This is a genomic window from Dyadobacter fanqingshengii, from assembly GCF_023822005.2.
GTDB classification, from domain to species: domain Bacteria; phylum Bacteroidota; class Bacteroidia; order Cytophagales; family Spirosomataceae; genus Dyadobacter; species Dyadobacter fanqingshengii.
The window spans coordinates 2,830,055-2,842,257 of sequence record NZ_CP098806.1; the positions used below are offsets into that span (position 1 = coordinate 2,830,055).

General features: G+C 40.4%; 8 protein-coding genes. 4 read left to right on the forward strand and 4 right to left on the reverse strand.

Features of this window, described 5'->3' with window-relative positions:
- Positions 1-5: 5 nt before the first annotated feature.
- The 3 genes from NFI81_RS11795 to NFI81_RS11805 are packed head-to-tail and all read right to left on the reverse strand — an operon-like array spanning position 6 to position 5,385.
- A complete protein-coding gene (locus NFI81_RS11795; RefSeq protein WP_234612239.1) occupies positions 6-1,721 on the reverse strand; it encodes a leucine-rich repeat domain-containing protein in 1,716 nt (571 codons plus the stop codon).
- Positions 1,718-3,622, reverse strand: coding sequence for an nSTAND1 domain-containing NTPase (locus NFI81_RS11800; RefSeq protein WP_234612238.1), 1,905 nt, complete (start codon positions 3,620-3,622; stop codon positions 1,718-1,720). The genes NFI81_RS11795 and NFI81_RS11800 overlap by 4 nt, the downstream gene beginning before the upstream one ends.
- On the reverse strand, positions 3,616-5,385 hold the full coding sequence (locus tag NFI81_RS11805) for a CHAT domain-containing protein (protein WP_234612237.1): 1,770 nt from the start codon (positions 5,383-5,385) through the stop codon (positions 3,616-3,618). Before NFI81_RS11805 ends, NFI81_RS11800 begins: the two co-directional genes overlap by 7 nt.
- A gap of 1,740 nt (positions 5,386-7,125) precedes the next feature.
- On the opposite strand from NFI81_RS11805, the gene NFI81_RS11810 reads away from it, so the two are divergent.
- From NFI81_RS11810 to NFI81_RS11825, 4 genes are all read left to right on the forward strand, one after another.
- Positions 7,126-7,605: a hypothetical protein gene (locus tag NFI81_RS11810; RefSeq protein ID WP_234612236.1), complete on the forward strand. Its 480-nt coding sequence runs from the start codon at positions 7,126-7,128 to the stop codon at positions 7,603-7,605.
- Between the two features lie 24 nt (positions 7,606-7,629).
- Positions 7,630-9,051, forward strand: coding sequence for a hypothetical protein (locus tag NFI81_RS11815; protein ID WP_234612235.1), 1,422 nt, complete (start codon positions 7,630-7,632; stop codon positions 9,049-9,051).
- Positions 9,052-9,737: 686 nt separating this feature from the next.
- On the forward strand, positions 9,738-10,295 hold the full coding sequence (locus NFI81_RS11820; RefSeq protein ID WP_234612234.1) for a hypothetical protein: 558 nt from the start codon (positions 9,738-9,740) through the stop codon (positions 10,293-10,295).
- A 52-nt stretch (positions 10,296-10,347) separates the two neighbouring features.
- The gene (locus tag NFI81_RS11825; protein ID WP_234612233.1) at positions 10,348-11,247 is read left to right on the forward strand and encodes a S1 family peptidase; all 900 of its coding nucleotides are present in this window, start codon (positions 10,348-10,350) and stop codon (positions 11,245-11,247) included.
- 657 nt (positions 11,248-11,904) lie between these two features.
- On the opposite strand, the gene NFI81_RS11830 is transcribed toward NFI81_RS11825, so the two are convergent.
- Positions 11,905-12,150, reverse strand: a complete 246-nt coding sequence (locus NFI81_RS11830; RefSeq protein WP_234612232.1) for a hypothetical protein — start codon at positions 12,148-12,150, stop codon at positions 11,905-11,907.
- Positions 12,151-12,203: the final 53 nt, after the last annotated feature.

Sequence of the window (12,203 nt, forward strand, 5' to 3'; positions counted from 1 at the left end):
CTGTTTTAGTTAGATGCCGCAACAATCTGTTCTATCATTTTTTTGACTTCGTCGGTACGAGGCAGGATATTTTCCTTAAAAAGCTTTTCAAAATCCATTTGAAGACGGGCGATCTGCCGGCGCGGGTTCCTAGAACTGCCTATAAACGAAATATAGGCATCCTTTGCCTCTTCCAATCTGTTCTGTCCAAGAAGCGCGTGAGCCAGGCTTATTTTCAGCTGGTTATCCAGAGGGTCTTTTTCCAGGCCTCCGGCCGCAGCCATTTCTGCCCTCCTGAAATCTTTTTTCAGCATGTATTGATCCGCAATGTTCTGGCATGCCTGGGCAATCCTGTAATTGAGTTCGGCATTATCCGGAATGTCGAGCTCGTAAAGATCCATAATGTCGCTTCTAAGCCGGGTGTTGAATGCAATGAGCGAATCTGCATCTTTTACTGTTCTTGTTTTGATCAGCACTTCGCCCCACCATACGTTTGCCTTGGCAACCGCGAGCGCAATATTGATTTCATCGTCTTCGGGAACTTCGCTGTGATATTTTTCCAGCGTATCCCGAAGCACGCGTTGCAAACTGATATACTTATTATTGTCGCTGTTACCGATCTGCCTGACCTGCGTAAGAATAGACTGCGGAAATTTCTGGTAGTCTTTAAAAAGAATGTCACAATCCTTTGGAAGCCATGACTTGATCTTTGCGACTTCCTGGGTAGAAATGCGATTACCCTCCAAATTGACATACCGTAAAGTGGTGAGCATTTTGACGTCTTCCGGCAAAGTCCTGAGCTGATTATTGGACAGATCCAGTTTGGCAATCTTCTGGAGGCGGCACATGCCATTCACCTGAAAAGAAGCAATTTCAGCTATCTGATTTCCTGACAAATTCACGGTTATCACATTATCCAGTTCTAAAAAACCCCTGGGAAAGCTAGTAAGGCCATTGTTTGTGAAACTCACCGATTCTAATTGCGGAAGCAGCCTTAACCGGCCGATCAACCTACGCGATAAGACACTATTATCCCTGTAATTGGGCTCAACAAAAAGAATCTTTAACTGTTTGTTCCCGATTATATTCTTGACATCGGCCCCATTTCGCAATGTCGTGATCAATGCTTCGCAGGTAGGATCGATGGTAAGCTGGCGGATGCTCCTGGCCAGCGGATACAGCGCTTTGGTTGTATCCAGCAAATATTCCTTTGCCTTTCCCGAAATATGATCGGCTTTAACCTGAGCGTAACCGTATTTCTGGCCAAATGGAGTCGCTTCACTGAATTTATAGCCAATAAGTGTATCACCCGCCATATTCACAAAGCCATAGCGGCCCTGCTTGAATGCCAGCGCATAACGGTTGTTGTAAAAGTAAAAGGCGTCTACAATCTTTTGTTTTAACAGGTTAACCATTTTGAGGCTATCCCTGCTCAGCTGGATTTTGATCGCTGCCTCTTTGGCTGCATTTTGGGAATCTATGGCGTCCTGCTTCTGCTTGTCAATCGCATTGTTTGTCCTTTTGAGCAATGCCTCGAAGGCTGTCGACTTTGCATTACAAATCAGGAGCGCAGCCTCACAATAATCCCTCGCGCGGGTATAATTGGAACTGTCAAAAGAAATCGTGGCTTCGGCCAGCATTTTCGCGCAGGTCGAATCTTCGTAGGGCTGATATTGCTGTCTTTTTTGACCAGCAGCGTCGTAAAAAGCCCATACAAATGTCAGAAGTAGGCAGTATTTCATAAATCTGATCGGGTTTCAAGCGTCGCATTGTCCTTTATTTTATTCCTTATCTCCTTATTGAGAGGATATTTCCTGGCCGCGTTAACCAGAATTGCCCTTTCCAGCTCATGGTTATCAAGGGCGTGCATCTTGTCGGCGGCACGCATGTACTTTTTCACTTCCTCACTGATACGCCGACTGTCTGACTGCGCTGCCCTGGCCTGTGCGCTCCTGACCAAATACAGTGTTCTCTCCAAACTATCCGCCGACGATAATGCCAGATCGTTCGCCACTTTCAGCTTCTGACTTATCTCTATTTGCTTATTATAGTTGTTTAGATTTTGCTGTTTTTCTTTTTCCAACAAGACGGTTATCTCCTTCTGCAAGGCAAGTGCTTCCTGCAAGTCCGCTTTGTTTTTGTAAAACTTCCCGCCGAAAATAATCGCGGCGATCAAGAAGCCAAGACAAAGCAGGCCGAGAATGTATGCGCGTTTTTTCCGCTTTTCAGAGCTTAGCAATGCTGTTTGGAGCTCGGTTACTTTCTTATCATTGTCATCCCGACTGAATTCAATGTAATCCAGAACAGGCTTTTCAAACTCCATCTTGCTTTTATACCTTTCATAGATCTCAATGAAGCCGGCTGACAAAAAACCGCTGTTGCTTTCCTGGAAGATCTGGTAGTTCGAAAGAATGCTTTGTTCTATGTTTCTGATCAGGACCTGCTCTGCTGTAAGGCCTTCCTGTACAATGGTGGCAAGAGAATCATGGGCAAGTTCCAGAAAAGAAGCCTCTTTTCTGATGATCCGCGCGCTTTCGAGCTCGTTCACATAATGGGATACCATTTCCAACTCCTCAAAATTCCCCATTTCCAACCTGATCATATTACCGTCGTTGACAGTATACTTCACAGGCTGCTTTGTTCCCTGTTGTGTTATGAAATTGCTGTAAAATTGCTGTTCAAAACCTTCCCAATCGGCATCGCTGAATTCTTGTGCAGGTCCATTCTGAAGCAGGGCCCTGATCTCAGCCTTTTTTTTGGTAAAATACCTTTTCAATACGTCCGAAACCTGGCCTACCTGGGTGAATATCCCCTCGCTGATCGTAACCTCAGGAATATTTCTTCCATACCACTCACCATTGCCGTGATCCACGGCGTAACTGTCCCTCCATAAATTATCCAGGTAAACCTGCAAGTATGCCAATTGTCTTTCAGCTCCCCCGGTAAGCAAATTTTCTATAATTTTTGAAACGGGAATTGCATTTCTGATATTGAATGCAAGGAATGTCTTCTCAACAACCTCCTCCACATCCTTCCGCGTCATAGGTTCTATTCTCAACCTGAAATCGAACAGATTGGGCAGATACGACTCATCTTCATAAGTGTATAGCTGCGCAATGTATTCCTCCCGGATGCAGAACAATATCTTGGTAGGAATATCCGTATCCAGGATCGTCTTGATCACTTTGAAGAACGCCGCGCGCTCTTCCTCTGCTTTCATCGCTAACTGACCGGATGATTCCTGGGCGGCAAGCGACTTGTTGGTAAAGATTTCTTCGAACTGGTCGAAAATCAGATAGATAGGACGCAGGTAATAATTATAAATGCGGTTCAGGCACTCCACCGGATCTTCCTCTATCTGACTGTCGCCGGGAATGAGATTTCTGAATTCGTTGCATAAGGACGTCAGTATGTGCTCATTTCTACGGATCGTAACCGGCAGCCAATCATGAAAAGTAAGCTTCTGCGAAAGCCCGCCTTTGATCAGACTTGTCTTACCCGTTCCCGATTTTCCGTAAATGAGAATGAGATTCGAGGAGTTTAGCAGTTCCCTGAGGACCGAAATTTCCGTGCTGCGTCCAAAGAACAGATCTTTATCTTCGGGCTGATAGGGGTCCAGAAATTTAAAAGGGCTCTTTAACATAATTCAAATGAATCTCTGTCTAACACTATTTTGGAAAGATCCAGGAACTGCTCTTCTAAGGCATAGTAGGCTTCATCGGATTTAATCAGTTTCAGCGTGGCATCGGCATTTGGCTGAATGAAGGTTCTGGGTTTAATGATGTAATTGGTTTCATCTGATTCGGAAATATCCCGGTAGACGATCTTCTGTTCGTTTTTGCTGAAAGCGATGGGATAAAACAGGGCTGTTGTCGTAGCTTTTTCGATAAAACAGTTCCAGTCGATCAGAAATGGATAAAGATTGAGGTAACCATTGTAATCCCTATTCAGGAATCGCTCTTTGTTCGTGAGTATCACCGTGTTACTCGTGTAGTAATCCAGGACGTTCCTCGGATAATCGTTGGCGGTCGGGCCCATGTACAGAAACAGCCTGTGCGCATACTTGGGCAATTTTTTTCGCCTGAACTGAATGAGGCTGATGTTACGAATTGATATAAGTCTGCACTTGCAGAAAATCAGAGAGAGCTTCACCCACAGCGCCAGCTTTTCCTCGATTTTCCCACAAATTTTCCGCGCTGTTCTCTCGTTTTGCAGATTGCTGAAATCGCTAAAAAACTGGATGGATTCCCGATAGGACTCTTCATCGCGTTGAATTTGACTATAAATATGATTGTTGATTTCGGCAGCAAATGAAAATTGTATTTCCGGCTGTTTCTCAACCAGTAATTTTAATGCAGATTTATAAAAGGTGAGCACATCCGAATCAAAAAGCAGCTTCGCACTGCTGACAATCTCCTCCATGAGCTGTTTATCGCCCGTTTCAGTATCCTGTTTATCAAAAACTTCCAGCAACTCAGCCACCAGCACGGCAGAAATAATCTTTCGGATCGTTTGATATGCCGAATGCATATGGTTTATCCTAAGCAGGAAAGGTGTTTTATTGAGAGAAATTCTGATCTCTTCTTCCGTTTCTTTTGTAAACAGCTTGCTGAGCTGCGACCCGATCGGCTGCGGAAAGGCGGAAAGAAATTTGTTTGCATGGAATTTGAACAGAACGTCATCATCGTGCGCCAGGTTATCACTGGGATACTCCTGAACCACATCAGGCAGCAACTGCAATAAAACACCGAATAACAAGATGTTAGGCTCGTAAGTTTTGGTTTCGTCCAGGGTGGCGGAGCTAAGCGCCGGGGCGCTTGAATCCTGGTAGGACACTATCCACTTGTTGTCTGAAATTTCTGGTTCGTCTGAACCCAAATCCCGGTTGACAGATTGCACACTAACAGCAGTAGTAGCATTAGCAGCTATCCTCGCTCTCTCGAATGACTCATTGAAAGCGCCATGATTTTGAAAAAAATGACGGTAAAATGTTATGGCAAAATCAGTGGCAGGCGTGTCGTTGATTTTCGAATTCGTCGCGACAATGCATGGTATATCCTGCTTTGTGTAAAATTGAAGCTGACCATCGGAATTGCAGCCGTTGAGTATCACCAATTTTAATGAATAGCAATAACTAAGTTGGTCTGCGATGCTTTCGGCTCGGGTATTGAACTGACGCGTTGCAAAATACTCATGATTGGAATGGCCACTGATGTGGAAAATGCAAAGGTCAGACTCATTTTCTGAAATTTCTTTCAGCACTTTATCCGGTGTGGGATCAATCACATCAATGTGCTTGAATTCACTGTGAAGATCCCGCATGATACGGGCAATCTCCTCCTTTTCCCGCACCAAGCTGGGAAGCAGCTCCTCAGTCTGGCTGAATGCAAATACAGTAATTAACACAGGTAGGCCCATATAGCATCAGATGAAGGTCTATGAATAGCAAGTGTATTAACCTGAACGGCTGGGTGGGGTTATTCGCAAACATTCCCGTTTTTGCAAGAATGCTTATCAACTTAAATTTAATAAACCTGCGTGTGGCGACCTATGTTTGCGCTTTTTACTTACTTAACGGTAGGATGTGTTGGGGGGACATTGGAGAAGGTTTACTTGATTCAAAGGCCCTCCGGAACTTCTTAGATAAACAAAGCTTTCTAGCTCTCTGTGAATCTGTCCTTTTAATCAATTGAGAATTGAGGGTATTCTTGATTGAAACTGCCTCCGGTTTTGTGAACGTTACAGATTGCACCAGCTTTACAGAGGCTGGGCTGGGATGCCGTGGAATATTGTAGAATTTTTAAGAGGGTATTGAGGATTGCTGATGTTTTTTCGAATAACATTCGCAGTCTATCTTTAGTAGCAACTTATTGACGTTTTGTAAACGTTTTGGGACTTGGTAGTTTTAGAGAGGGATTCGAACGGCTGACCTAAAACACTCACATCCAAGTATTTAGTATTTCCCTAAAAACTCATTCCATGATACACGAAACATCAAAAATCCCGCTCTACGCTAATTCAGTTAACCAGTTGGCTATCAAATGATTACAACTCCCTGCTTCTTAAAGTTAAAACTTTGATTTTAAAAGTCAAAAAAGTGATGCGTGATTCATGGAATTCTGAAACTAAAGCAAACGTTCTTACTATTGATCTTTTCATATTCTTGCTACATCCGGCGGTTTGACAAGCCCTATCACCAGGTCGCTTAAATGTTCGGTAGGCCGTCAGCAATAACTTTTTGACTTCCCCACTAGAAAGTGATAGTAATGGATGATTAAAATCGTATGCTCGGGAGTAAAGCTATCTCCTGGTTCCGCTAGCCAAGACGTTACTGCTGGTCAAAAACTTTGAGCTAACCGAATAACGAATTATATCCTTCATTTGACCTATTGCCCAAAGGCACGACTTGGCAAATAGGTTAAAAACAAAATCGAAAGCACTCTGTAACTTAAGACGCCAGCGCTCGAGAGCATGCTTTCGACGTAATACGGTTCTCCTGTGCTACGACATATGAATCACTTAGCATTAAACAATCGAAAAATCATTGACTGCCGGCGCTAGGAGCCTAAGAGTTACCTACACTGAGTTCCCGGAACTGATCGTTGCCAAGTATGTAAACATTTACAATCATCACGTATTGTCACGTTTTTCGAATGACTCAGGTAACAAAAGCATTCCAGTAGAAAGAGACGTCATGTACATATGATTCAACTAAATACCGTTAAATAAGAAAATAAAGTAATCCCGGTAAAATTGTGACAATTATATTACATTGTTGACAACTCGACCATACAATTAAAAGACGCCAGTTGAGAGCCATAATAAGGTCAATTAGAACCGATGTAATGCCTTTTCTCGAAATTCTTCCTGACAGGTATTTACTTTCTTGAATAACTCTGGTACTCCTGTTTGACGTTTTGTTATAAATCTGATTTTTTTAAACTGATATTTCTTACGCTCGATTTATAGAGACCCCAAATGACTGCAGTTTACACTATTACTAGACGTTATAACACAATGGGTCAACTATGTCAAAGGAAAAATTAGACTTTCTTTTTTCTGATTAAATAGATACAGCGAGTATATTGATCCAAATCTCGCTCAAAAATAAATGTAGTAGTCCAAATAATAGTAAAATTATTAACTATGTTGAGCCAGTTGATTATTTTTATTGCAATTATTCAAAATCCCTCAGCCAATCCGCAAATTGCAACTTTCCGAAATGCTGGATATGTTGTCAGATCTGAACAAAAACCTGTAATAGACACTCTAAAAAACGGAATAGAATCTACAAAACCCGTTGAGTACCTCGACTTTGTAAAAGACCATAATGTGGAGTTGAAAATATCAAAGGCCACGTTGATTGGAGTTTTATCAGAAAAGAAAAAGTACTATTTCTACATTAACAATGCGCCTCCTGCATTAGAAAAAATTGGAAATATAAAAAAAGACAGAAAAGAAAGCCGACGAAAAAAAAACTCCGCCTTTGACCTATCTCCACTGATCAGAGAAAAGTACAAGACAGATGCGGAATCGAGTTTAAAATTGACTATTTCAGTCAGTACTGATTCCTCAATGAAAATAATTATATCTCCATATTTAAAGAATACAATAGATTGGCAATAACTTCCCTCTAACTATAATTATCGTATGAAACAATCGTTTACATTATTACTACTACTGTTTATCTGCTCATCGGTTGTTCGAGGCCAAAAGGCTAAGGATATCTTAGAAGATGGAATACCTGTTCAAAGCGATGGAAGCATTTTTATTAAGTTTTCAGATAACTCAATCAAATATTATGCAGGTGACCTTCCAAAAAGAAGTTTATCAATTAAAGATTCGATAATATTTTTGCCAAAAAATAGCTCAATAAATGTTTTTATAAAGCCTCTAAATCCACTCAATTTTTCGTTTAATTCAGAAACAAAGATTGTGATTGATCAAATTGACGCGGACGCTGCCAATGCGCAAAAATCAATTCTAGAATTAAATTCAAAATTCAATGGTGCTGCGGCTAGATCGATGATTGCAACCGCAACTTGTCCCTTTGGAGGTTTAGAGTCTAGTTTAAAAAAGATTAAGGATTCGCTCGAGGTAGACACCAAACCGAAGATAGTAAAACTCTTCAAATCGCTGAAAGGTTTATCATTCAATTCTGAGGATCAAACAATTTCCACGTTGAATGATGTTGAAAAACAGATTGATGATCTGGATAAACATTATAAACGGATCGTTGCCGCAATAGCTACCTTTCGCGATGATGTAAAGAACTTCACATGCCCTGTTGCAACAGACAATCCATTCATCATTAAGTATATTTTTGATCAATTGGCCGCCGAAGCTGAGAGAGTTCAAGTAATGCAATATCGTCGAGTCAATAACCTAAAACGAGCCTATGATATCGTAAAAAAGGCTCAGGTCGATGCCAGTGAAGAAAAAGACGGATTGAGGTGGTGCACGTTCGTTAAAGAGGTTGAGATAGAAAAAGGTAAAATAAGTATATTTACTATAACAATTTATAAATCTGGTTTTAGATTATCGAATTCCGACGATGAATCTATCGAAGTCGACGAAATTATTGAAAATTCAAAAGTTGAAGTTACAAAAGCGACCATTAGGTTTAGAAGATTTCAAAGGTTTGTACCTGAAGTTTCCGCCGGAGTAGCCTATGTAGATTTAAGCTATCCTAAGTATGGTATCGATAAAGACGCAGCTTCTAACGAGCAAAGAGTCGTCAATTCAGGTAATGATAACATGAAAAGGATTAACATTACAGGCATGATAAACTACAATTATTTCATTCAAAATTCCCAGGTACACCCGTTTGTACAGTTGGGAGCAGGAGCAAATATTGATTTTCCAGTCTTATTAATAGGAGGAGGTCTTCGGTTTAATTTTGTTGGTGGAAGTCGATTGGCATTTGCTGGTGGAATCGCCTCCTCTTGGATAAAGTCGTTGGACAAACTCAAATTAGGCTCCGTTGTTAACAGTCAAGCGGATTTAGATAGTGATATAAGATATCAATTTGCCAAGCCAAAAGTATATTTTGGTGTTCAATTCGGGTTTTGAAGTTGGTTAGCGAAATGCAATTTTAAGTTTCGAAGGGTTACCAATAAAGCCGGGCGAGTAAAATATGGTAATGTTTGCAATAGATACTAACGAAAGAGTTATAATTTGATATACAAAGACCATTAGGTGATACATGAATTTTTAAATAGAGAAATTGCTCCGGTGCCGCCCCTATATGTAATGGAGCGATTTTGAATAGCCTCCATTGTAAACCGTATATCACAATCCAATCATAAAAGGTTTTTTTTCTTAACATAGTATACCCGAGGTGTTCCAGCTGATGATTTAAAGTTTAATATGCGTATTATTTTACTTCTGAATTTTTACCGATTTGGCAAATTTAAAGAAGGAGGTGTGGTCTTTGCAATTTATTGTTTGATTCAATGCAGATAACTCGAGCCGTTTCTTTACAATTCCTTCATTATTTTATAGAAATACTTTTGGATTTGAATTTTACTATATTTTTGTGTGAAGTCGGTTTAAAGGGAGGTGCAATGATGGGCGTTGCCGCGCCTTGCCATCTTATTTCTACCATGGAAGATGCGATTCAATACAGAAGAGAACTTGTGACTATTTTTTCATATTCAATATAGAGCCTAATGTTTTATAGCTATATAAACAGAAAGGGCAAGTTATATTCATCAAAGAGTTCTATAAATATAATTTATCAAAAATAAATCAGCGCAATGAAATTTTTAGAAAAAACGAACGTCGACGCAGCCCAGAGAGATCTCGGCAATGGGGGATACACTGTGCCGAATACTACAATTACCTGGTTGTCTATAATTTATATTGTCGTTAATATTACTGCCAATTCGTTAAACAGTTTTATATCAGGTATGCCTCAGAGAAATTATGAGAATAGAGCATTTGAGTTAAAACGGCAAAATTTCCAACTACAGGCGCTTCAAAGAGTCCTGGAGATAAGCGATGAAGAAGATAGAAGATTTTCTTTGGAGTTGCTTGTCAAAACAGGGATCCTTTCTGATAATAAGAATGGTATGTTGTTGGATTTTATTAAGCAAAGTAAAAAAATACCGCATTGGTCAGCTAGGTCACTTGAACTACTGAATAACTACTTGCCTAATCAAGGCAATACTTATCTGCCAACAGGATCTAATTTGCAGATTGGTGGAGCGGGAAACAATACCCCACCGGGGAATGTCAGTAACAACGGCACGGTAAACTCAGCGGGGAGCATGCCCAGATCTATCAATGATTCAGCAAATCGGGCAAGTAGGTGACAGATTGTTAATTACAAGATTTAATAAACTACAACAAAAAAACAGGTAAACTATGTGTAACAAACGAGGGTGTCAATGTGAAGAAAATTTCGATGCAGAAATTGCATTCAAAAGACTGAGTGAAAAATATAATGATCTTGCCGAAATTGTTGCCAACTATTTATCAGAAGCTGATATTGCTGACAGGTCTATTCGTGCGAAATCTGCACAGCGAATGGCAGAGTTGCTCATTAGAATAGTGGGCGGTTCAAGAGTCGCGGAGGGCGAATACCCTGAATGCTGCTTGGTTGGAACAAAAAATGTAAATGGAACTTCAGATTGGTTTTGTACAGGCATTTTGGTTCATCCAAGAATTGTTTTGACAGCGGCTCATTGTTTCCAGCCGGGGAGTTCCTATGTTGTCGCATTAAACACCGTGAATCAAAATGGATTGTCAAAAGCAGAAATTATTGATGTAAAGAAAGCGGTTCAACATGCAGGGTATCAACAAACAGGAAAATTCAATGATATTTCAGTTCTAGTATTGAGCAGAACAGCTGCTACCGTTCCAATCCAAATTGCATCCTCAGACGAAATAAATACTGCCCTGAATACAACGTTAGTAGGCTTTGGAAATGATGACGTAAATAGTACTGTTGGATTTGGCATCAAAAGAGTGGTGAGCGTTCCCATAAACAGTATCAGAAGAGCAATTCATGATAATTTGGACGCGGATGAAAACTATTACGATTATGAATCTGATTTGGAGTTCGTTGCAGGAGGAAACGGCTATGACTCATGCAATGGGGATAGTGGCGGACCTGCATACATAGTAGTTGATGGAGTGAGAAAGCTGGCTGGATTGACATCAAGATCAACGGCGAGGGCAAACACGCGCTGCGGTGATGGAGGCATTTACACACGCGTTGATGCGCACCTTAACTTCATAAGCGCGCTCACTCCTATTTCCTGATTTTGCCTGAAATATTTTGTGATGGTCAAATTGAATAAGCTGTTAATTCGGGTTGCAATCTTGTTCTCAACAAAACGGAAATTACTGAAATCGACATAGATGAAACCGATAGGTATTTTTCTTATTCTTCGGGAGCTAAGTTTAAAATCTCTCAAAGTATTCGAGAGTGACAGTATTGGCGAAAAGGCGAACTGGATTTTGTGTCTAATAGTACCCATACTCATGGGCCTAAAAAAAGCCATAAATGGCAGTTCGTGATTTCGAAAATTCGCAGAAGACTGAAGTTATGAATGACCAAAGGCTGATATAGAGATTTTCATAGCCTTGATTCGCGGCATTTAGTCAGCAAAATCTGCACTGAGCTAAAAGTTTTAAAGCTTACAATATTAGCAGCCAAGGATTAAAATGAAGTTAGCCGCTTCCTAGGCAATAAGATAAGCCTAGGAAGCGGCTACCAAACTTTGAGCAATTTAACATGTGATACTTACTGTGCAAGACTAGGTATTTAGGCTGACTATCAGAAGCGACGTAAGTGGCCGTAATATTATGATATGAAATTTGACATCTTAGGGCTAGTTGTTTTTTAATATCGTATTGATAGATAAAAGCCTCAGAAAAATTCTGAGGCTAAAATAATTCAAAATAATTTTACAGGTCTTAATGAAGCTGATATTTTTGTTCTGCACGTATATTGACACCGTCGATATGAGCTCGATGTATAAGATCAATATTACTTACAGATCCACTGATAGTGCCTGTGAATCTTCGAATCCGATCTATAACAAAACCCATATCTTCCATAGTTTCAGCAACTTTTTCAATTACTTCAATATGACGATCATCAACTACAGCAAAAAAAGGTATAACCTCATCCTCATTTGTTTTTGTTTGTTGCTTGAGCATGGTTAATATTAATAGTTACCCTCCAAGATAACAAAAATATTAACAACTTCCAA

Bases quoted from the DNA above. Each gene is read 5' to 3' on its own strand.
- NFI81_RS11815 (WP_234612235.1), top strand. From the start codon at position 7,630: ATGAAACAATCGTTTACATTATTACTACTACTGTTTATCTGCTCATCG.
- NFI81_RS11825 (WP_234612233.1), top strand. From the start codon at position 10,348: ATGTGTAACAAACGAGGGTGTCAATGTGAAGAAAATTTCGATGCAGAA.
- NFI81_RS11820 (WP_234612234.1), top strand. From the start codon at position 9,738: ATGAAATTTTTAGAAAAAACGAACGTCGACGCAGCCCAGAGAGATCTC.
- NFI81_RS11795 (WP_234612239.1), bottom strand. From the start codon at position 1,721: ATGAAATACTGCCTACTTCTGACATTTGTATGGGCTTTTTACGACGCT.
- NFI81_RS11810 (WP_234612236.1), top strand. From the start codon at position 7,126: ATGTTGAGCCAGTTGATTATTTTTATTGCAATTATTCAAAATCCCTCA.
- NFI81_RS11800 (WP_234612238.1), bottom strand. From the start codon at position 3,622: ATGTTAAAGAGCCCTTTTAAATTTCTGGACCCCTATCAGCCCGAAGAT.
- NFI81_RS11830 (WP_234612232.1), bottom strand. From the start codon at position 12,150: ATGCTCAAGCAACAAACAAAAACAAATGAGGATGAGGTTATACCTTTT.